19 protein-coding genes are annotated in these 21,281 nt (G+C 72.9%); 6 read left to right on the forward strand and 13 right to left on the reverse strand.

Going from position 1 to position 21,281, the window contains the following annotated elements; translation table 11 throughout:
- Positions 1-18 precede the first annotated feature (18 nt).
- Together IF89_RS0122675 and IF89_RS0122680 are read right to left on the reverse strand one after the other, a co-directional pair.
- A complete protein-coding gene (locus IF89_RS0122675; protein WP_051807461.1) occupies positions 19-1,620 on the reverse strand; it encodes an alkaline phosphatase D family protein in 1,602 nt (533 codons plus the stop codon).
- 233 nt (positions 1,621-1,853) lie between these two features.
- Complete coding sequence (locus IF89_RS0122680) at positions 1,854-2,729, reverse strand: alpha/beta fold hydrolase (RefSeq protein WP_030771057.1); 876 nt, start codon at positions 2,727-2,729, stop codon at positions 1,854-1,856.
- Positions 2,730-3,017: 288 nt separating this feature from the next.
- Between IF89_RS0122680 and IF89_RS0122685 the strand changes: the two genes are divergently transcribed.
- On the forward strand, positions 3,018-3,785 hold the full coding sequence (locus tag IF89_RS0122685; RefSeq protein ID WP_030771058.1) for a GntR family transcriptional regulator: 768 nt from the start codon (positions 3,018-3,020) through the stop codon (positions 3,783-3,785).
- A 1,070-nt stretch (positions 3,786-4,855) separates the two neighbouring features.
- Here the strand turns inward: IF89_RS0122685 and IF89_RS0122690 are convergent.
- The 3 genes from IF89_RS0122690 to IF89_RS0122700 form a co-directional block, all read right to left on the reverse strand.
- Positions 4,856-6,013: an ROK family transcriptional regulator gene (locus tag IF89_RS0122690; protein WP_030771060.1), complete on the reverse strand. Its 1,158-nt coding sequence runs from the start codon at positions 6,011-6,013 to the stop codon at positions 4,856-4,858.
- A gap of 101 nt (positions 6,014-6,114) precedes the next feature.
- A complete protein-coding gene (locus IF89_RS0122695; protein ID WP_030771065.1) occupies positions 6,115-6,765 on the reverse strand; it encodes a response regulator transcription factor in 651 nt (216 codons plus the stop codon).
- Positions 6,766-6,769: 4 nt separating this feature from the next.
- A complete protein-coding gene (locus IF89_RS0122700) occupies positions 6,770-7,948 on the reverse strand; it encodes a sensor histidine kinase (RefSeq protein WP_030771066.1) in 1,179 nt (392 codons plus the stop codon).
- A gap of 108 nt (positions 7,949-8,056) precedes the next feature.
- Between IF89_RS0122700 and IF89_RS0122705 the strand changes: the two genes are divergently transcribed.
- Genes IF89_RS0122705 through IF89_RS0122720 form a run of 4 tightly spaced genes read left to right on the forward strand, consistent with a single transcriptional unit; the run spans position 8,057 to position 10,713 of the window.
- Positions 8,057-8,968 carry an ABC transporter ATP-binding protein gene (locus IF89_RS0122705; protein ID WP_030771068.1) on the forward strand — a complete coding sequence of 304 codons (912 nt, stop codon included), beginning with the start codon at positions 8,057-8,059 and terminating at the stop codon, positions 8,966-8,968.
- A gap of 28 nt (positions 8,969-8,996) precedes the next feature.
- Complete coding sequence (locus IF89_RS0122710; RefSeq protein WP_030771071.1) at positions 8,997-9,746, forward strand: ABC transporter permease subunit; 750 nt, start codon at positions 8,997-8,999, stop codon at positions 9,744-9,746.
- 40 nt (positions 9,747-9,786) lie between these two features.
- A complete protein-coding gene (locus tag IF89_RS0122715) occupies positions 9,787-10,224 on the forward strand; it encodes a hypothetical protein (protein WP_030771073.1) in 438 nt (145 codons plus the stop codon).
- A 12-nt stretch (positions 10,225-10,236) separates the two neighbouring features.
- Complete coding sequence (locus IF89_RS0122720; protein ID WP_030771075.1) at positions 10,237-10,713, forward strand: hypothetical protein; 477 nt, start codon at positions 10,237-10,239, stop codon at positions 10,711-10,713.
- A 60-nt stretch (positions 10,714-10,773) separates the two neighbouring features.
- Here IF89_RS0122720 and mug read toward each other — a convergent pair whose 3' ends face one another.
- The 8 genes from mug to bioB all read right to left on the reverse strand — a co-directional run bounded on the left by mug (position 10,774) and on the right by bioB (position 19,866).
- On the reverse strand, positions 10,774-11,328 hold the full coding sequence (gene mug / locus IF89_RS0122725) for a G/U mismatch-specific DNA glycosylase (protein WP_030771102.1): 555 nt from the start codon (positions 11,326-11,328) through the stop codon (positions 10,774-10,776).
- Entirely contained in the window at positions 11,325-12,758 is a 1,434-nt protein-coding gene (purB, locus tag IF89_RS0122730; RefSeq protein ID WP_030771079.1) for an adenylosuccinate lyase, read from the reverse strand. Before purB ends, mug begins: the two co-directional genes overlap by 4 nt.
- Positions 12,759-12,829: 71 nt before the next feature.
- Positions 12,830-13,612, reverse strand: a complete 783-nt coding sequence (locus IF89_RS0122735) for an SGNH/GDSL hydrolase family protein (protein ID WP_030771082.1) — start codon at positions 13,610-13,612, stop codon at positions 12,830-12,832.
- A gap of 70 nt (positions 13,613-13,682) precedes the next feature.
- Positions 13,683-14,708, reverse strand: coding sequence for a hemolysin family protein (locus IF89_RS0122740; RefSeq protein ID WP_030771086.1), 1,026 nt, complete (start codon positions 14,706-14,708; stop codon positions 13,683-13,685).
- Positions 14,705-16,057 carry a hemolysin family protein gene (locus IF89_RS0122745; protein ID WP_030771088.1) on the reverse strand — a complete coding sequence of 451 codons (1,353 nt, stop codon included), beginning with the start codon at positions 16,055-16,057 and terminating at the stop codon, positions 14,705-14,707. Before IF89_RS0122745 ends, IF89_RS0122740 begins: the two co-directional genes overlap by 4 nt.
- Before the next feature lie 468 nt (positions 16,058-16,525).
- A complete protein-coding gene (gene bioD / locus IF89_RS0122750; protein ID WP_030771091.1) occupies positions 16,526-17,263 on the reverse strand; it encodes a dethiobiotin synthase in 738 nt (245 codons plus the stop codon).
- Between the two features lie 10 nt (positions 17,264-17,273).
- Positions 17,274-18,596: an adenosylmethionine--8-amino-7-oxononanoate transaminase gene (locus tag IF89_RS0122755; RefSeq protein ID WP_030771094.1), complete on the reverse strand. Its 1,323-nt coding sequence runs from the start codon at positions 18,594-18,596 to the stop codon at positions 17,274-17,276.
- Entirely contained in the window at positions 18,589-19,866 is a 1,278-nt protein-coding gene (bioB, locus tag IF89_RS0122760) for a biotin synthase BioB (protein ID WP_030771097.1), read from the reverse strand. The genes IF89_RS0122755 and bioB overlap by 8 nt, the downstream gene beginning before the upstream one ends.
- Positions 19,867-20,022: 156 nt before the next feature.
- On the opposite strand from bioB, the gene IF89_RS0122765 reads away from it, so the two are divergent.
- On the forward strand, positions 20,023-21,192 hold the full coding sequence (locus tag IF89_RS0122765) for an 8-amino-7-oxononanoate synthase (protein ID WP_030771100.1): 1,170 nt from the start codon (positions 20,023-20,025) through the stop codon (positions 21,190-21,192).
- Positions 21,193-21,281: the final 89 nt, after the last annotated feature.

Here is a 21,281-nt window from a genome sequence, read left to right on the forward strand (position 1 = left end):
GTGTCCATCTGGCCGATTTCACCCAGTTTTCCGGGCGCTGTGCCGGTCGCCCTCCTGGCCCACACGCCCCGGCCGGAGCGTCCTGGTGAAGAGGACGCCGCCGCCCTGGCGGCGCAACCGGACGGTGAGGTCACCGCTGTCACCGTCGATGTCCACCTCCCCGTAGTAGGGAGGGTTCTCGGACGGTGACATGTTGGCGAAGGGTGCGGACTGTACGAAGGCCGTCTGCGGGCCGAAGGTCGCGTCGAGCCGGCCCGCCGGGAAGCCGCCGGCACCGACGGGGCCGGAGACGAACTCCCAGAACGGTGCGAAGTCGCCGAAGGCGGCCCGCTCGGGCGCGTAGTGGTTCGCGGCGGTGTAGTGCACGTCCGCGGTGAGCCAGAGGGTGCCGGTGATGCGCCGGTGCTTGATGTGCCGCAGCAGTTCGGCGATCTGCAGTTCGCGGCCGAGCGGTGCCCCCGGGTCGCCCTGGGCGACGGCCTCGAAGTCCGCGGCTCCGTCGGGCACGACGATGCCGAGCGGCATGTCGGCTGCGATGACCTTCCAGGTGGCGCGGGACCGCGAGAGCTCGCGCTTGATCCAGGACAGCTGCTCGGGGCCGAGGATGCCGATCGGGTCCTGGGCCTGCGTGCCGGGGGAGTTGGCGTTGCGGTGGGTGCGCATGTCCAGCACGAAGACGTCGAGGAGCGGGCCGTAGCGCATCACGCGGTACATCCGGCCCTCGGTGCGGCCGCCGCGCAGGTCGGTGACCGGGAAGTACTCGCCGAAGGCCCGGCGGGCACGGGCGGCGAGCACGTCGGCCTCCTTGACGGTGTAGCGGGGGTCGTCGATGAGCTGGCCCGGGTACCAGTTGTTGCGCACCTCGTGGTCGTCCCACTGCGCGAGGACGGGGACCTGGGCGTTGAAGCCGAGGAGGTTGCGGTCCAGCAGGTTGTAGCGGAAGTTCCCGCGGAACTCGTCGAGGGTCTCGGCGACCTTCGACTTCTCCGCCGTGGTGATATTGCGCCAGACGGTCCCGTCGCGCAGCGGAACGGCCGACGCGATCGGCCCGTCGGCGTAGATCGTGTCCCCGCTGAAGAGGAAGAAGTCGGGGTTGCGCTGCCGCATCTCGTCGAAGACGCGGTAGCCGCCGACGTCGGGGTTGATGCCCCAGCCCTGGCCCGCCAGGTCGCCCGACCACAGGAAGCGCACGTCGCGGCGGCGGGAGACCGGGGTGGTGCGGAAGGTGCCGTGGACCGGTTCGGCGGTGCGGCGGGGGTCGTCGGGGTCGGCCAGTACGACCCGGTAGTGGATCTGCTGCCCGGGCGGCAGGTCGCGCAGGACGGTGGTCCCCGTGAAGTCGCCGGCCGGGCCGAGCAGCGGGCCCCGGTGGCGGCGGACGGCGTAGCGGAACGCCTCGCTCGGAGAGGTCTCGACGTACATGCGCGCGACGCGGTCGGAACGGGTCCACACGGTGGCCGAGTGCGCGGTGATCTCGCCGGACTGGACGCCCCAGTGCGCGTTCGGCCGACCGGAACGCCCGAAGGCGGGGGCGCCGAGCGCCGGAGCGGCGAGCAGCGCGGAGGACAGGGCGAGGGAACCGCCGATGAGGGACCGTCGAGTGTGCGGGGTCGATGCCATCGGTGTGTCTCCAGGGGGGCGGCGAGGGCGGGTCGGACCAGCGTGCCGTCGCGCACCGGCCCGGCCGCGTCGCCCACGCGAACCGCGGATGAACAGCCGTCAGCCGCTCACCCGTTCAGGCGTGGGACGCCAGGCGCCAGGCGCCCCGGGCTCAGGCGCTCAGGCGCTCGGCGTCCAGATGGCCGCGTCAGGGCTGTCGGCGTCCGGGCGCCCTTGATCCGGCCCGGTCCGGCTCACTCGTGCGCGTACGCGGCCTCCCGCTCCCCGCTGCGCTCGGCGCGGCGTGCCGTGTCCCGTACCACCCGGGCGACGAGGGCCGGATCGTCGTTCATCGGGACGTGGCCGCAGCCCGGGAGGCGGACCAGCCGTGCCCCGGGAAGCGTGTGCTTGGCCCGCACGCCCTGCCGGCGCAGCAGCAGCCGGTCGCGGGTGCCCCAGGCGATGGTGACCGGCAGACCCGGCACATCGTCGGTGAAGCGCACGGAGCCACCCGCGGCCAGGGTGTCCTCGAAACCGGTGGCGTTGCGCAGGGCGAGGGTCTCGGCGACCACGGCCTGCGGCGAACGGCGGTTCGGGCGGGCGTAGATGGTGCCCGTGAGCGCGGCCCGGCCGGCCGCGCTGTGCGCGAGCCGCTGCACGGCGGGGAGGGGCAGCGCCTTGGCTCCGGCCCTCATGGCCAGGAGCGCCGCGAAGGCGTAGCGGCGTTCGCCCTCGCTCCAGAACCCGGCGGGGGAGAGGGCCGTGACCGAGCGGACGAGACCGCTGCGGCCCATTTCGAGTGCGAGCAGACCGCCGAGGGAGTTGCCCGCGACGTGCGGGCGCTCGACGCCGAGGGCGGTGCACAGCGCACCGAGCGCCGGGGCCACGGTGCCCAGGGAGTACGGGACGCCACCGGGCAGCGGCTCCGAGGCGCCGAAGCCGGGCAGGTCGACGGCGATCACGTCGTGCTCGGCGGCCAGGATGTCGGTCACCGGATGCCAGGCCTGGAGGTGGTGGCCGATCCCGTGCAGCAGGAGCAGCGGTTCGCCCGAGCCCTTGCGCTCGTAGGCGACGGTGGTGGTGCGGGGGCCGAGCGGCGAATCGATCGTGAAGGAGACCGTGGCGGTCATGCTGCTCCTCGTCGGTTGGACTGCTGCGAGACAGGCTGTCAGGAGTGCCCACCGCCATGATTACCGTCGGGTAGCCCTTGACTACAAGCCTTCGGAGCGTACAAGAACATCGCATGAACGGCTTGATACATATGCCCGATCTGCCCGGCAAAGGTACGAGCATTGGTCTTGACCAAGGGGGTGCACCGTCCTATCGTCGCAGGGATAGTGCAGGAACCTTTAATAAACAAAGGCGCGGAACTGCCGCTGGAACACACGGCGAGTGCAGCGACGGCAGGAGGAGTCAGGGTGGGGACCACGCAGCTCGACACGGTGCCGGAACCGAAGTACTGGCACCTCAGGACCGTCCTCAGCGAGGCGCTCGACCAGGACTTCGCCGTCGGCGAGGTGCTCCCGAACGAACGTGAACTCGCAGCCCGCTTCGGAGTCGCCCGCGCGACCCTGCGTCAGGCGCTGGAGCAGCTGGAGCTCGAAGGACGGCTGCAGCGCCGGCGCGGCGTGGGCACCACCGTCGCGCCGCCGCGCGTCGGCGTCGCCGTGGGCGGCGCGCAGCACAGCTGGCCCGGCGAGGGCGTCGACGGCTGGGAGCCGCAGGACGCCTCGGAGGCCCTGCCCCCGGCCGCGGTGGCCGAGCTGCTCGGCAGGGGCGGCGCCTTCGCCGCCGACCAGCCGGTGCACACCGTGCGCCGGATCAGGATGACGAACGGTCAGGCCGTCGCCGCGGAGCTGCTGTACGTACCGGCGGCCTCGGTTCCCGGACTGCCCGCCATCGAGGCCCCGTCCGGCCCGGCCCGGGCGCGCGCCGTCCTGCGCGAGCTGCAGCGGCTGGTGCTCGACGGCCAGGACCGGTCGGTGGAGCTGGGCTCCGCCCGTGCCGACGAGGCCAAGGAACTGGACCGGCTGCCCGGCGCACCGGTGCTCCTGGTCACCACCCGCTACTTCACCACCGCGGGCACGGCCGCGGTTTCGGTGGCCACCTACCGCGCCGACACCTGCCGCCTGACCTTCGCGGACTCGGGCGGCGTGGAGATCACCCACGAGCCCGTTGCCTCCTGACCCCGGCACCCTCGGGGTCCTCCGCCCGGCGGGTCCACGGCGCCGGCGGATCCGCGGGTCTGCGGTCCCGGCGGGTCTGCGGGTCCTGGCGGGTCTGCGTTCCTGGTCGGTCCGCGGACCCGGCCGATGGCCGGCGCCCGGCGGGTCCGTGATCCCGGCCGATGGCCGGCGCCCGGCTGGTCCGTGATCCCGGCCCCCGGCCGGCCCTCTGGTCGTCCTGGCCGACTGCCGGGCCCGGGGTTGTCCTGATCGACCGCCGTGCCCGGCCGCCCGCCGCGCCCGGCCGTCTTGTGGTCCCGCCCGCACGGCCGGTCCGGCCGAGTCGTGGTCCCGGCCCAACGTCGGGCCCTCGCTGTGCCTCGGCGCCGACCGGTCCTTGGCCCTTGCCGGTTCGCGGTCCTTGCCGACCGCCGGTCGCCGTGCCCGGCCGTCTTGTGGTCCCGGCCGTACGGCGGGTCCAGCCGAGTCGTGGTCCCTGCCTAACGTCGAGCCCTCGCTGTGCCTCGGCGCCGACCGGTCCTTGGCCCCTGCCGGTTCGCGGTCCTGGCCGACCGCCGGTTGCGGCCGCCCAAGATCCTGGCCAACCGTCTCGCTCCGGCTGGTCCGTGATCGCGCCGATCGCCGGGCCGATCCGTGGTTCCGGCCGGCCGCCGGCACCCGCCGACTCACCGTCCCGGCCGGCCACTAGGCTCCGCCGGCCGTGGTCCTGGCCGACCACTGGCCCCGGCTGATCCCCGACCCGGCCGGACTCTGGCCACAGCCGACTTGCTGGTCCTGACCGACCACTGGCACCGGCCGCCCCGTGGTTCTGGCCGACCTCCGGATCTCGGTTCGCCCCGGCTGGACCTCTGTGCTGGGTGGCTCGCGGCCCCGGCCGACCGCCGGGCGCCCGTTACGCATCGGTCCCGGTCGGTCCTCGGTCGCGGCCGGTCCGTGTCCGGGCCGACCGCCGGACCGGGCAGGCCGCCGGCCCCCGTGTCGGCCGGCCCGCGATGCGTCGGGGCGTACGGCTGTGGCTGCGGGAGCGGGCCGCGGGCGTGGCGCGGCGGTGCGGCTTTCTCGGCCCCGTCTCAGCGGCGGCGGGCCGTGACCGTCTTCTCCACCGCGAAGAGCTCCTCCTCGACGTGGTCGAGCGCGAGGCGGAGGGCGCCCGTCGCCACGGCGGCCTCACCGAGCAGCGACAGGGCCACCCGTGGCGGGCGCAGGCAGTAGCGCTCCAGCTCGCGGCGCAGGGGCTCCAGGACCCCGTCCAGGCCGGCTGCCCAGCCGCCCACGACCACCAGCTCCGGATCCATCGCGAGGACCAGCGCCGCCACGTCGTGCACCAGGCGCTGCAGGAACCGCTCGACGGCGGCGACCGCCCGCTCGTCGCCCCGCTTGGCCATCGCGAAGACCTCGGCGACGGCCGGTTCGTCCAGCGGGTGCAGCGGCTCGCCCGTGGTGGACAGCAGCCGCTCGGGCGTGGCCTCGCGACCCAGCAGGTGCAGGGCGCCGATCTCGCCGGCCGCCCCGCCGAAGCCCCGGTGCAGCCGGCCGCCGATGAGGGAGCCCGCACCGGGACTGAGCCCGGCCATCACGAACACCATGTCGCCGGTGTCCCGCGCGGCTCCCTTCCAGTGCTCCGCGACCGCGGCCGCGTTGGCGTCGTTCTCCACCTGCACCGGGCAGCGGAACGAGCGCCGCAGCCGGTCCCCGAGCGGCAGACCGGTCCAGCCGGGCAGAGCGGTGCCGAGGCGTACCGTGCCGTCGGCCTCCACGATCCCCGGGCTGCCGACCCCGACCGCCCGCAGCGAGTCCCGCGGAATCCCGGCGCGGCGCAGCAGGTCGGCGACGGCCGCGCGCACCCGCTCCAGCCGCTCGTCGGCCGAGGCCGTCTCGGCGACCTCTTTGGTGCCGGCGCCGATGATGCGTCCGTCCAGCCCCGACAGCAGCACCGCGACCCGGTGCGAGCCGATCTCTATGCCGAGCAGGTGCCCCGCCTCGGCCCGGAACCGGAACCGTCTGGCGGGCCGTCCCTGCCGCCGCGCACCCTCCTCGGCCTCGGCCTCGACGACGAGCCCGGTCCCGATCAGCCCCTCCACGACCCCTTCGACGGTCGGCCGGGACAACCCGGTCAACCGCGTGAGGTCGGTGAGGGTCGGCGACCCGGCCGTGCGCAGTGCCCGCAGCACCACCGCGGAATTGATCCGCCGCAGCAGAGAGGGATCCCCGCCGGTCAGCTGCCCCAACGTGTGTCCTCCCAGCTAGCGAGCCTGTCAGCCGGATCGTACTGCGCGCCGGGTGCAGCGGCGAGAAGCAGCCCCCCATCAGCCGAGGCGGGCCCTTGCGCTCAAGCGGGTGAGACGAAACCCGACTCGTACGCAGTGATCACCGCCTGAGTCCGGTCCCGCGCCCCCAGCTTGCCCAGAATCGCACTGACATGGGACTTGACCGTCTCCGTGCCGATGATCAGCTCGGACGCGATCTCCACATTGGTGAGGCCCCGCGCCATGAGCCGCAACACCGCCTCCTCCCGCTCGGTCAGGGCGGCCTGTTCCAGCACCGCCCGCGCCTGCCGGTTGCCGTACTCCGCGGCCAGGGCCCGCACGGCCGCGGGAAAGAGCAGCGTCTCGCCCTCCGCCACCAGCCGCACCGCGTGCACGATCTCCGACGGCCGGGCCCGCTTCAGCAGGAACCCGTCAGCGCCGGCCCGCAACGCCTGGTAGACGTACTCGTCGTTCTCGAAGGTCGTCACCACGAGGATCTTCGGCGGCGAATCCACCGTCCGCAGGACCGCGCGGGTCGCCTCGATCCCGTCGAGCAGCGGCATCCGGACGTCCATGGCCACCACATCCGGCCGCAGCTGCCGCACCAGCGGGATCACCGAGGCGCCGTCGGCTGCCTCACCCACCACCTCGATGTCGGGCTGGGCGTCCAGGACGGCGCGCAGACCCGCGCGGACCAGTGGTTCGTCGTCGACGATCAGTACGGTAACCGGCATCCGGTCAGCGTATTCGCTCCAGCGGAAGCCGTGCGCGCACCCTCCAACCACCCTCGTACGGCCCGGTCTCGGCCACTCCGCCGAGCAGCGCGGCCCGTTCGCGTATCCCGCGCAGCCCGCTCCCGCCACCGGGTGAGACGACGGGGCGGTCCGGCAGCACATTCGTCACCTCCAGCTCCAGCCGGTCAGCGGCCATCTCCACCCGCACCCGGACCGGTACGGTCCCGCAGTGGCGCAGTACGTTGGTGAGCGCCTCCTGCAGGATGCGGTACCCCTCCCGGGTGACCGGTCCCGGCAACTTCTCCAAGGGACCTGTCAGTTGCGCGTCCACCTCGGAGCCCGACGCCCGGGCCGACTCCAGCAGCCGGTCGGCCTCCGCCAGCGTCGGCCGCTGCGACGGCGGCCGGCCGGTCTCCCGCAGCACGCCCAGCACCCGCTCCAGGTCCTCCAGCGCTGCCCGGCCCGTCTCCTCGATGGCGCACAACGCCCGGTCCGTGAAGGCGGGATCGCCTGCGGCCCGCGCCGCACCTGCCTGCACGACGGCCACGGTCAGCGCGTGCCCGATCGAGTCGTGCAGCTCCCGCGCGATTCGCGTGCGCTCCAGCAACTGCTCGGTGCGCTCCTCCAGCGCACTGAGCCGTTCGGTGGCCGAAGGGCTGAGCAGCCGTGTGGCGATCGCGGTGATCAGGTCACCGAGGAGGACCACGACGACGATCAGCACGATCAGCGGAATGGGCGACAAGAGGCCGGCGACCCAGCGACTCCCGGGCAAGAACGGTTCCAGGGGACCCGGGTCCAGGGAGTGGCCGAGCGCGCTCGCGACGAGCTCCACGCTCAGCGCGGGCATCCAGACGGTGGCGGCCACCGCGCCCATCGCGATCACCATCCGCACGGCCAGCCACAGCACCGTCCGCCAGCGGTCGCCCCAGTGAGCCGACGGGGCCAGGCTGATGGTCCCCCCGTCCGGACCCCGGTCGTTCGGTGTCAGCAGGAACTGCGCCTGGAGCCCTTCCGCGAGCCGGACCCAGGGCACGAGGCCGAAGGGCAGAACGAAGAAGAGCGGTCCCCACGGCCACTCGGGCACCACGAACAGCCACACGGCCAGTACCAGTACGGGCACGCAGAGGTGCAACCAGCGTGAGTAGGTCACTGGTTGGAACGGGGCCCTGAGCAGTCGGTACATGCCCCCATGGTCGCAGCGGGCCGCCCCCGGCCGTCTCCCCCGTGCGGGGGAGACGGCACCCTCGCACGGGGGAGGGAGGGGGGTGGGGCCGGCGGCGAGTCTTGAGCCATGAACAGCATCGAGATCCGAGAACTGACCAAGGCATACGGCTCCCACCGTGCGGTGGACGGCCTCACCTTCGATGTCCTGCCCGGGCGGGTCACCGGCTTCCTGGGCCCCAATGGTGCCGGGAAGTCCACCACACTGCGGCTGCTGCTGGGGCTGGACCGGGCGACCTCCGGCACGGCCACCATCGGCGGCCGGCGCTACGTCGACCTGCCGGACCCGTTGGAGCGGGTCGGCGCCCTCCTGGACGCACAGTCGGCGCACGGCGGACGCATCGCCCGAGACCACCTCCGTTTCCTCGCCGCGGCCGGCCGGCTCCCCCCACGGCGGGTCGACGAGGTCCTGGAGCAGACCGGCATAGCCTCGGTGGCCGAGCGGCGGATCAAGTCCTTCTCACTCGGCATGCGCCAGCGCCTCGGCATAGCCGCCGCGCTGCTGGGCGACCCCGGGGTGCTCCTCCTGGACGAGCCGACCAACGGGCTCGACCCGGAGGGCATCATCTGGATGCGTGAGCTGATGCGCGGCCTCGCCGCCGAAGGACGCACCGTGCTGGTCTCCAGCCACCTGATGTCGGAGACCTCCACCTTTGCCGACCACCTGGTCGTGCTCGGCAACGGCAGGCTGCTGGCCGACACCTCGATGGCCGAGTTCATCGATGCCCGTAGCGCCCGCCGGGTGCGCCTGCGCACCTCTGATCCCGTCCGGCTGCGGGTCGCCCTGGCCCGGGAAGGCTTCGAACTGACCGGCACCGAGGACGGGCGGTGGACCGTGGAGGACATACAGGCCGAGCAGCTCGGCAAGCTGGCTGCCCGTGAGGGCATCCCCCTGCTGGAACTGTCCGACGAGCGCGCCTCGCTGGAACAGGCCTATCTCGATCTCACCGCGGACCACGCCCAGTTCACCGCAACACACTGACTTCCCCGATCCTTCAGGAGGCTCCGCCATGCGCGCCGCTCTGCCCACCGTCCCCACCCTGCACTCGGAATGGATCAAAATACGGTCGCTGCGCGGCACTCTCGGCGGGCTCGTTGCCGTGCTCGCCGCCACCGCGGGCATCCAGGCGCTGACAGCCGCGGCGATCGGCCGGGCCGAGGACGGCAGCATGGGTGCCGATCCGCTCTTTGCCGCCTACTACGGCATCTCCTTCGGGCAGATCGCCGCCCTCGTCTTCGGCGCAGGCGCCGTGTCCTGCGAGTTCCACAACGGCGCTCTGCGCACGTCGCTGGCGGCGGTGCCCCACCGCACCCGCTTCTACCTGTCGAAAATCATGACCGTGGGTGCCTTGGTCCTGCTGACCGGTCAGGTCACCGGCCTGGCCACATTCGTCGCAGGTCAGGCCTTCATGGGAGAGAACGCCTTGGAGCTGGGTGATCCCGGTACCTACCGTGCCGTCGTCGGCAGCGGCCTCTACCTGACGCTGATGGCGTTGTTCGCTGCCGGACTCACCGCCGTACTGCGCAGCGGGACGCTCGTGCTGAGCCTGCTCATACCCTTCGTCCTGCTGGTGTCCTTCGTCGTGGGCGAGGCAGCGGGTGGTGCGGCGCAGTACCTGCCGGACCGGGCGGGGCAGTTGGTGATGCACTCGCGGACGGACGGTGACCTCGGTCCCTGGACCGGGCTCGGGGTGATGGCCCTGTGGGCGGCGGCAGCCGTCGTGTGCGGCTGGGTGGCGGTGCGCCGCAGGGACGCGTGACAGTAAGCCAGTTGTCAGTGCTGCTCGGGATACTGACGACATGACCACGGCAGAGCACCTCGACACGATCGACCGGCTCCTGACGCAGGAGTTCCCGCGGGGGCCGGTCGGGGGCGTCGGCAGCAGCAGCGGTCCGGGATTCCACCTGGTGCGGCTCTCCCGGACACGGCCCTTCTGGGACGACGACGGATCGGGCCGGATCGAGGCCGCCGACCAGATCAGCGCCGAGTACGGGGCGCTCACGCAGGCCGCGACCGACCGGTGGGGTGACCCGCAGGTCTTCAGCCTGGGGACGCTGAGGGACAGGGTGTTCGAGGGGGAGGAGATATCGGAGCCGTGGACCGGTCTGAGCGTCAGCACCGACCACGTCCACCTGTGGCGGGCCGGAGAGCGGTGGCTGGTGGCCTGCGTGACGCAGCACGACCGGGAGGACCCGTACCTGCTGACGGCAGCCGTCACCGTCATCGACCCGCCGTAGGAGGAATGCGCCATGAGTGATCTGTACGAGCTGTTGGTGGCCGTCGACCTGCTGGACGGGATCAGCGAGGGGGAAGTCGCCGAGCTGCAATGGCACCTGGGGACCGGGGACCAACCGGAACAGCTGTCCATCGTGACCGCCTTCCCCGCCGTGGTGCTGGACGAGGGGGGCATACCGGCGATCGAGGAGGAGCCGTATCCGCTGCTGGCCGGGCGGGGGGCTGCGTCGCGAGTGGGCGGCGTGCTCTGTTCGGCGCTGGCGAGTCGGGCGGGCCTGTCACGGACCGGCTGGTCGCTGACGTCCCGGCAGGAGATCCACCCGGACGAGTTCGACAAGGTCGGTGAACTGCTCGTCTGGCTGGCGGAGCGGGCTCACCCGACGCACCTCCGGGGGGACGGCGCGGTCCCGATCGGGTTCCTCCGGTTCCATGAAGCGGAGGTCCCTGAAGTGCTGAGGGTCGAGGACGGCCAGGTCGGCTGGCCGGCCTGAGGGGAGCGGCAGAAGGGGGAACGGCAGGCGAACGGCATGAGGGGAGTCGGCGGGGCGCCGTCAGTGGGCGCCGTCAGGGGGGAGAGCCGCCGCCTCGCGGAGGCGGGCGAACTCCTCGGCCATGGACGCGGCGGTCCAGTGGGCGTTCAGGCCGCTGGGGTTGGGGAGGGCCCAGATGCGGGTGGAGCCGATGGTGCGCTCCTGGGGGCCGATCTGCGCCTTCCGCTCGCCGAAGGCCGTGCGGTAGGCCGTGACGCCGACGACTGCCAGCCATTGGGGGCGCAGCAGCTCCACCTTGGCCGTCAGGATGCGGCCGCCCTCGCGGAACTCCTCGGCACTCAGCTCGTCGGCGCGGGCCGTGGCACGGGCCACGACGTTCGTGATGCCGAGACGGTAGGTGAGGAGTTCCTCCTGCTCCGCGGGAGCCAGGCGGCGGGGGGTGAAGCCCGACAGGTGCAGGACCGGCCAGAAGCGGTTGCCGGGGCGGGCGAAGTGGTGGCCCGTCGCGGCGGAGAGGAGACCGGGGTTGATACCGCAGAACAGCACGCGCAGGCCGCCCGCGACCACGTCCGGGACGACGCGGTCACGGGCGGCGGCCAGCTCTTCGGGAGTCAGAGGATCGACCCCGGCGTGTACCCGGCGGCCTCCGGGTGCTGCTTGGCGATCTCCTCGATGCGGGAGACCACCGTGGAGACCTGGTCGCCCGCGGCGCCGGTGAAGGACAGCTTGTCCGCCATCAGCGCGTCGAGCTGGGCCCGGTCCAGCGGCATCCGCTCGTCGGCCGCCAGCTTGTCCAGCAGCTCGTTGCGCTCGGCGCCCTGCTCGCGCATGGCGAGCGCGGAGGCGACGGCGTGCTCCTTGATGACCTCGTGGGCGGCCTCGCGGCCCACGCCGGCCCGGACCGCGCCCATCAGGACCTTGGTGGTCGCGAGGAAGGGCAGGTAGCGGTCCAGCTCGCGGGCGACGACCGCCGGGAAGGCACCGAACTCGTCGAGAACGGTCAGGAAGGTCTCGAGCAGGCCGTCGAAAGCGAAGAAGGCGTCCGGCAGGGCCACACGGCGGACCACGGAGCAGGAGACGTCGCCCTCGTTCCACTGGTCGCCGGCCAGCTCACCGGTCATCGAGGCGTATCCCCGCAGGATGACCATCAGGCCGTTCACGCGCTCGCAGGAGCGGGTGTTCATCTTGTGGGGCATCGCCGAGGAGCCGACCTGGCCGGGCTTGAAGCCCTCGGTGACCAGCTCGTGGCCGGCCATCAGGCGGATGGTCTTGGCGATCGAGGACGGGGCGGCGGCCAGCTGGACCAGCGCGGTCACCACGTCGTAGTCGAGCGAGCGCGGGTAGACCTGGCCGACCGAGGTGAAGGCGTTCGCGAAACCGAGGTGGGTCGCGATCCGCTGCTCCAGGTCGGCCAGCTTGCCTGCGTCCCCGCCGAGGAGATCGAGCATGTCCTGGGCGGTGCCGACGGGGCCCTTGATGCCGCGCAGCGGGTAGCGGCCCAGAAGGTCTTCCAGGCGGTCGTAGGCGACCAGCAGCTCGTCGGCCGCGGTGGCGAAGCGCTTGCCCAGGGTGGTGGCCTGCGCGGCCACGTTGTGGGAGCGCCCGGCCATGACCAGCTCGGCGTGCTCGCCGGCCAGCTTGCCCAGGCGGGCGAGCACGGCGACCGTACGGTCGCGGGCCAGCTCCAGCGAGAGGCGGATCTGGAGCTGCTCGACGTTCTCGGTGAGGTCGCGGGAGGTCATGCCCTTGTGGACGTGCTCGTGGCCGGCGAGGTCGTTGAACTCCTCGATGCGGGCCTTCACGTCGTGCCGGGTGACCTTCTCGCGCTCGGCGATGGAGGCGAGGTCCACGTCTTCGAGGACGCGCTCGTAGTCGGCGAGGGCCGCGTCCGGGACCTCGATACCGAGGTCCTTCTGGGCGCGCAGCACGGCGAGCCACAGCCGCCGCTCCAGCGTCACCTTGTACTCGGGGGACCACAGGACGGCGAGCTCCGCGGAGGCGTAGCGGCCGGCCAGGACATTGGGAATGCGGGGCTTGGCAGTCACGTGTAGGGATTCTACTTGGGCCGCCGCTGTGTGTTTACGCAGGTCGGGCCACCGCCTGCGATGGTGCTTTGCTACGAGAGCGGGCCGTCCCCGTAGGGCTGGAGTTCAGGGCGCTTCGCCGGGCGGCCGTCGCCGGAGGAGCGGCCCGTCAGGCGGCGGCCGATCCAGGGCAGCAGGTGCTGCCGGGCGAAACTCAGGTCCTGGGAGCGGCGCGCCGCCCAGCCGGCCGGTCGGGCGGCCGGAAGGTCGGTGCGCCAGTCCAGCTCTGCCGGGAGGCCCAGCGTCTGCCACACGGCCTCCGCCACCCGGCGGTGGCCGTCGGGCGTCAGGTGCAGCCGGTCCACATCCCACATCCGGGGGTCGGCGAGGACCGGGGCGCCGTAGAGGTCCACCACCAGGGCGCCGTGCCGGGCCGCCAGCTCGTCGATGGTGGCGAAGAGCTGCTCCATGCGTGGACGGAAGCGTTCCATCACCGGCCCGTTGCGGCCCGGGGAGCGCATGAGGACGAGCTTCTTGCAGGAGGGGGCCAGGAGCTCCACCGACGATTCCAGGTGGTCACGGACCCGGCCCATGTCCACCTTGGGGCGCAGTGCGTCGTTCAGGCCGCCGACCAGGGTCACCACGTCGGCGCGCATCGCCGCCGCCACGGGCACCTGCTCCTGCGCGATCTGCCCGATGAGCTTTCCGCGGACTGCCAGGTTCGCGTAGCGGAAGCCCGGCTCGCGGGCGGCGAGACGGGCGGCCAGCAGGTCGGCCCAGCCGCGGTAGGAGCCGTTGGGCAGCAGGTCGGACATTCCCTCGGTGAAGGAGTCGCCGACCGCGACGAAACTGGTGTAAGAGGCATTCATCTCCATGGCGGAGCGATGTTACCGCGTGGTACCCCTGCCCCGCAGGGCCGGGGACCACGCTCCCGCTCCCGGCGGCCTACGCGGACGCCGGCCTTCCGAACAGCTCCCGCAGCACGTCCTCCATCGTCACCAGGCCCGTCATGGCGTCCTCCGCCCCCAGGACCGCCGCCAGGTGGGTGCGGCTGCGCCGCATGGCGGTGAGCACGTCGTCCAGCGGCGTCTCCGGCCGCACCTGCGCGATCTGCCGAAGCGCCGACGGCGGGAACGGCTCGTCGCGCGTGTCCCCGTCCGCGTCCAGGGCGTCCTTCACGTGCAGATACCCCAGGATGCCCTGCTGGCCGTCGACCACCGGGAAGCGCGAGTACCCGCTCTCGGCGGACAGCCGCTCCAGCCCGGCCGGCGTGATGCCCTCGCGGGCGGAGATCACCCGGTCCGCCGGCAGCACCACGTCCTTCACGGGCCGGCGGCCCAGTTCCAGGGCGTCGTGCAGACGCTCGCTCGCCCGGTCGTCGAGGAGCCCCGCGTCACTGGAGTCCTTCACCATCCGGGCCAGCTCGTCGTCCGAGAAGGTCGCCGAGACCTCGTCCTTGGCCTCCACCCGCAGCAGCCGCAGCAAGGCGTTGGCGAAGGCGTTGATCGCGAAGATCACCGGCCGCAGCGCCCGGGTCAGGGCCACCAGCGGCGGACCCAGCAGCAGCGCCGTGCGCACCGGTTCCGACAGCGCCACGTTCTTCGGGAGCATCTCGCCGAAGAGCATGTGCAGGTACGTCGCCAGGGCCAGCGCCACCACGAAGGAGATGGCGTGCGTCAGCCCGGACGGCACCCCGACCAGGTCGAAGAGCGGGGTCAGCAGATGGGCGATGGCCGGCTCGGCCACCACACCGAGCACCAGCGTGCACAGGGTGATGCCGAGCTGCGCCGCCGCCATCAGCGCCGACACGTGCTCCAGCCCCCACAGGACGGAGCGGGCCCGCCGGTCGCCCTGTTCGGCGTACGGCTCGATCTGGCTGCGCCGGACCGAGATCAGCGCGAACTCCGCGCCGACGAAGAACGCGTTCACGACCAGCGTCGCCAGGCCGATCAGCAGCTGGATCACGGTCATCGCGCGTCCTCCGTACCCTCGGCGCCTGCATCGGCACCGTCGGAGCCGACGGGCGCGTGCAGCAGCACCCGCGCCGCCCGCCGCCCGATGTCGTCGACCACGTCCAGCCGCCAGCCGTCCAGTTCCATGCTGTCGCCGACGGCCGGGATCCGGCCCAGCTCGGTCGCTATCAGGCCGGCCAGGGTCTCGTACGGGCCGTCCGGCACCCGCAGTCCGATCTGCCGCAACTGGTCCGTGCGCGCGGCGCCGTCGGCGGAATACAGCTGCCGTCCCGAGGGGTCCGCACCCGCCGGGGCGAGGTCGGGCGTCTCGTGCGGGTCGTGCTCGTCGCGCACCTCGCCGACGACCTCCTCGACGATGTCCTCCAGGGTGGCCACACCTGCCGTCCCGCCGTACTCGTCGATGACCACGGCCATGGTCTGCTTGCCGGACAGCCGGTCCAGCAGCCGGTCGACGGTCAGCGACTCCGGTACGAGGAGGGGCTCGCGCAGGAGCTGCGACACCGGACGGCGGCGGCGCTCCTCGGCCGGCAGCGCCAGCACGTCCTTGATGTGGACGGTGCCGACGACGGTGTCGAGGCTTCCGCGGTAGACGGGGAAGCGGGACAGGCCGGTGGCCATCGTCGCGTTCGCCACGTCCTCGGCGGTGGTCTGCACATCCAGGGCGGTGACCTGGACGCGCGGGGTCATCACGTTCTCCGCGGTCAGATCGGCGAGGTTCAGGGTCCGGACGAACAGCTCGGCCGTGTCCTTCTCCAGTGCCCCCTCCTTGGCGGAGTGCCGGGCCAGGGCCACCAGCTCCTGCGGGGTCCGCGCCGAGGCCAGCTCCTCCGTCGGCTCCATGCCGAAGCGGCGCACCAGATGGTTCGCGGTGGTGTTGAGGTGGCTGATCAGCGGTTTGAAGGCGCGGCTGAAGACCCGCTGGAAGGTGGCCACGCGCTTGGCGATCGCCAGCGGGGAGGAGATCGCCCAGTTCTTCGGGACCAGCTCGCCGACGACCATCAGGACGACGGTGGACAGCACGGTCCCGAGGACCAGGGCGGTGGAGGAGGCGGCGCTCGCCGACAGCCCCACGGCCTCGAACGGGCCCTGGAGCAGGGCGGCGATCGACGGCTTGGAGATCATGCCGATGATCAGGCCGGTCACGGTGATGCCGAGCTGGGCGCCGGAGAGCTGGAAGGTGAGGGTGCGGACGGCCGCGAGGGCACTGTCGGCACCGCGCTCACCGCGCTCGGCGGCCCGCTCCAGCTCGCTGCGCTCGACGGTCGTGAGCGAGAACTCGGCCGCGACGAAGACTCCGCAGGCAAGGCAGAGGAGCAGTGCCACGACGAGCAGGAGGACCTCGGTCATCGGTCGATCACCTCCGTCCCATGATCGGCCAGGAGGAGGCGGACCGCGCGGTGTCGCGGACGGGAGTGTCGGGCACGTAGGTGCCGGGGACGCGGAGGGCGTCGTGACGCGGGATGTCGTGGACTGGGAGGCTCGCCCATGGGCGGACGCTCACACCTTTCACTCAAGAGGGACTGTGTCCACATGGTAAAGGACGGGCAAAGGGGGAGACTGGCCCGGGCCGCCGGCCGCCCGGGCGGCGTAACGCCGGACACGGGGCTCCGCCCCGGGCCCGCGCCTCAAGCGCCGGCGTGCTGGGAAGGGTGCCGGCGGGTGTGGAGTGCCGGGACTCTGCCCCGGACCCCGCGCCTCAAACGCCGGCGGGGCTGGGGTCGTGCCGGCGGGGTTGGGAAGGTGCCAGCGCGGCCGGGGTGGTGCCGGCGGGGCTGGGAAGGTGGCGGCAGGGGCGGGCCGGTGGAAGGTTCGGGCTCACACGCCGGCGAAGGCCGGGGGGGACCAGGTGGTCAGGAAGGAGTCCTGGGACCAGGTGCCCGCGAGGGGCGGGGCCAGCCACGAGGGGGCCTCGGCGCGGAAGAGGTCCGGCTCCAGCGTGCCCGAGCCCTCCGGGACCGCGCCGAGCAGCGGCAGTCGCGAGGACCTCGGGAGGTCGGCCAGGTTGCAGCGGGCCGCCAGGTCGGGGGAGTGCGGCCAGCTGCCCACCACCACGCCCAGCGGTGCAAGGCCCCGGGCCCGCAGGGCCTCCGCCGTGAGGGTCGTGGAGTTGAGGGTCCCCAGACCGGCCTGGGCGACGATCAGCGTCGGGGCGTCCAGCAGCCGCGCCGCGTCGGCCAGCGTGTGGCCCGCCTCGTCGAACTGCACGAGCAGTCCGCCCGCACCCTCCACCAGGACCAGGTCGTGGTCCTCCGCCAGCCGCCGGGCGGCTTCCGCGATCTGCGCCGGGGCCAGCGTCGGCAGCCCCGCCCGGCGGGCGGCCGTGTCCGGGGCCAAGGGTTCGGGGTAGCGCGCCAGTTCGCTCGCCGTGACGGAGGGGCCGGCCAGCCGCACCACCTCCGCGGCGTCCCCCGGCTCCTGCGGACCGACACCGGTCTGGGCCGGCTTCAGCACCGCCACCGAGCGGCCCGCCGCCACGGCCGCCGCCGCGACGGCCGCCGTGACCACGGTCTTGCCGATCTCCGTGCCCGTCCCGGACACCATCAGTACGGACATCTCAGCCTTCTCAGCCTTCCTGGGCCGCCGCGCACACCGCGCGGCAGATACGGGTCACATCCGCGTCGCTCGTGACGAACGGCGGCATCACATAGATCAGGTCCCGGAACGGCCTCAGCCACACGCCCTCGCGCACGGCCGCCCGGGTGGCCGCCACCACGTCGACCTCGTGGTCCAGCTGGACGACGCCGATGGCGCCGAGCACGCGTACGTCCCGTACGCCCGGGATGCCGGCCGCGGCCGCCAGTCCCTCGCGCAGCCCCGCCTCGATCCGCTTGACGTCCAGCGCCCAGTCCTGGCCGAGCAGCAGCTCGACGGAGGCCAGTGCCACGGCCGTGGCCAGCGGGTTCCCCATGAAGGTCGGCCCGTGCGCCAGCACCGGCACCTCGCCCTGCGAGATCCCGTCGGCCACCCGCCCGGTGCACAGGGTCGCCGCCAGGGTGAGGTAGCCGCCGGTCAGGGACTTGCCCAGGCACATCACGTCCGGGGTGATGCCCGCGTGGTCGGCCGCGAAGAGCGCGCCGGTGCGGCCGAAGCCCGTGGCGATCTCGTCCAGGATCAGCAGGACCCCGTACTCGTCGCACAGCTCGCGCAGCACCCGCAGGTAGCCGGGGTGGTGGAAGCGCATGCCGCCCGCCCCCTGCACCACGGGCTCCACGATCACGGCGGCCAGCTCGTCCGCGTGCGCGGCGACCAGGCCGCGCAGGTGGTCGGCGTACGCGGGATCCACGGGCGTGTCGAAGCCCCCGGGCGGCGCGTCCGCGAAGACCTGCCGCGGCAGGTGGCCCTGCCACAGCTCGTGCATGCCGCCCTCGGGGTCGCACACGGCCATCGGCTGCCAGGTGTCCCCGTGGTATCCGCCGCGCCAGGTCAGCAGCCGGGTCTTGCCGGTGTGCCCGAGCGAACGCCAGTACTGCAGGCACATCTTGACGGCGACCTCGACGGAGACCGAACCCGAGTCGGCGAGGAAGACGTGCTCCAGTCCCGCCGGGGTGATCTCGACGAGCTTCGCCGCGAGCCGGACGGCGGGCTCGTGGGTGAGCCCGCCGAACATCACGTGCGACATACGGCCGAGCTGGGCGGTCACGGCCTCGTTGAGCACCGGGTGGTTGTAGCCGTGGATGGCCGACCACCAGGAGGACATGCCGTCGACCAGCTCGTCGTGGCCCTCCCCCTGGGACGGGTCGGCGAGCCTCAGCCGCACGCCCGAGGCGGAGTCGATGACCAGGGGCTCCTGCCGCCCCGGCATCGGCCCGTACGGGTGCCAGACGTGCTGCCTGTCCAGCGCGAGCAGATCCGCGCCGGACGGCCGCGGACGAGGCTGATCAGGCATTGGGGGCGACGTCCGTCCCCGCGCCGCGGCGGCGCACCGCCACCAGATCCGACCGGAGCGCGCCCGGCGCGGCCTGCGACCCCTGAGCGGCCTGCGCCGGCACCGGCTCGGCCGGTGCGTGCGCGTGGCCGGAGCAGCCGCCGCACGCCGATCCACAGCCCGCGGCCCCGTCCCCGGCCGCAGCCGGGCCCGCGCCCGAACCGCACAGGGAGGCGCCGCCGCCGGAGCCGCAGCCACCGCCGGCGGGCGCCGCGTCCGCCAGGTCGGAGCGGTGCGCGGGAAGGGTCGCCGTACCAGCGCCCTCCACCTCGAAACCGGCGTCGGCGATCATGTCGAGGTCCGCCTGACCGGCCTGGCCCTCGCTGGTGAGGTAGTCGCCCAGGAAGATCGAGTTGACGATGTGCAGCGCCAGCGGCTGCATCGAACGCAGGTGCACCTCGCGCCCGCCCGCGAGGCGGACCTCGACGTCGGGGCAGACGAACCGCGCCATCGCCAGAATCCGCAGGCAGCGCTGCGGGGTGAGGTTCCACTCCTTGGCCAGCGGAGTGCCCTCGAAGGGGATCAGGAAGTTGACCGGAACGGAGTCGGCGTCCAGCTCGCGCAGCGAGAAGACCACGTCGACGAGATCCTCGTCGCTCTCGCCCATGCCCGCGATGAGGCCCGAGCAGGCCGACAGGCCCGCCGCGTGCGCCTTCTCCACGGTGTCCACGCGGTCGGCGTAGGTGTGGGTCTTGGTGATCTGGCCGTAGGTGGCCTCGGAGGTGTTGAGGTTGTGGTTGTAGGCGTCGGCGCCCGCCTCGCGCAGCTTCTCCGCCTGGCCGTCCGAGAGCAGGCCGAGGCAGGCGCACACCTCGATGCCCTCGTTCTCCTCCTTGATCGCCTCGATCGTCCTGCCGACGCGTTCGACGTCCCTGTCCGTCGGGCCGCGGCCGCTGGCCACCAGGCAGACCCGCTTCGCCCCGCCCGCGACGCCCGCGGCGGCGGCCCGGGAGGCCTCCTCCGGCTTGAGCCAGGTGTACTTGAGGATCCCCGCCGTCGAACCGAGGCGCTGGGAACAGTAGGAGCAGTCCTCCGGGCACAGGCCCGACTTCAGGTTGACCAGGTAGTTCAGCTTGACCCGACGCCCGAACCACTGGCGGCGCACCTTGCCGGCCGCAGCCACCACGTCGAGCAGTTCGTCGTCAGAAGTCGCCAGTACGGCGAGTGCTTCTTCGCGGGTCGGCAGCTCGCGCCGCAACCCCTTGTCCACCAGGGTGTTCAGCAGGTCCATGGACCCGATCCTGTCCCACTCGACCCATCCCGGCCAAGGAGAGATCGCACAACATGGCCGGATGGGTGTGTGTGTATCACCACACCTGGCGGACAAGTCCCGGCGACTAGGGTCGGGCAGGTCTGTGGACTGCCGACAAAACACGAGGACACGCCGATGCCCCAGCACATCCCCGACCCCGCGGACGTCTTCGCCTGGATCGACGCCGCGGAGCGCGCCCGGGAGCAGGCCGGACTGGTCCGTTCCCTGCGCCCCCGGCCGCCGGTGTCGCCGCTGCTGGACCTGGCGAGCAACGACTACCTCGGCCTGTCCCGGCACCCCGAGACCGTCCGGGGGGCCCGTGAGGCGGCGGAGCGCTGGGGTGCCGGGGCCACCGGCTCCCGCCTGGTCACCGGAAGCACCGAACTGCACGCGGAACTGGAGCGCGAGCTCGCCGCCTTCTGCGGTTTCGAGGCCGCGCTCGTCCTCTCCTCCGGCTACGCGGCCAACCTCGCCGCCGTCACGGCGCTCAGCGACTGGGGGACGCTGGTCGTCTCCGACGCGGGCAACCACGCCTCGATCGTCGACGGCTGCCGCCTCTCGCGCGCCGAGACAGCGGTGGTCCCGCACTCCGACGTGGACGCCGCACGCAAGGCGCTCGCCGCGCACGAGGGCCGGGCCCTGCTGGTCAGCGACTCGGTGTTCTCCGTCGACGGCGATGCCGCACCGCTCGCCGGGTACGCCGCCGCCTGCCGCGACGAGGGCGCGGCCCTGCTCGTGGACGACGCCCACGGACTGGGCGTCCTGGGCGGGGGCGGCCGCGGCGCGCTCCACGCCGCCGGACTCGCCGGCGCGCCCCACGTGGTCGCCACCCTGACCCTGTCGAAGTCGCTCGGCAGCCAGGGCGGTGCCGTGCTCGGCCCGGCCAAGGTCATCCGGCACCTGGTCAACACGGCGCGCACCTTCATCTTCGACACCGGGCTCGCCCCGGCGGCCGCGGGCGCGGCCCTCGCGAGCCTGCGCCTGCTGCGGCGGGAACCGGAACGGGCCGGCCGCGCCCGCGAGGTGGCCGACCGGCTGTACGGGCGGCTCACCGCGTCCGGCCTGACCGCGGCCCGGCCGGACGCGGCCGTGGTGTCGGTACGGGCCCCGTCGGCGTCGGCGGCACTGCGCTGGGCCGCCGACTGCCGCGAGGCAGGTCTGTCCGTGGGGTGCTTCCGCCCGCCGTCGGTGCCGGACGGCATCTCCCGGCTGCGGCTGACCGCCCGGGCCGATCTCACGGGGGACGAGATCGATCGGGCGGTCACGACGATCGTCGCGACCGCGCCCGCCGGGGCCACGGCCTAGGTGTATTGATCACGAGCGTTGTTAACAGGGCTGGGTCTTGATCATGGCGGAGACCTCCGGTGTGGTGGAGGTGTCTAGGCTCCACACCA

This window comes from Streptomyces sp. NRRL F-2664 (assembly GCF_000719345.1).
Taxonomy (GTDB): Bacteria; Actinomycetota; Actinomycetes; order Streptomycetales; family Streptomycetaceae; genus Streptomyces.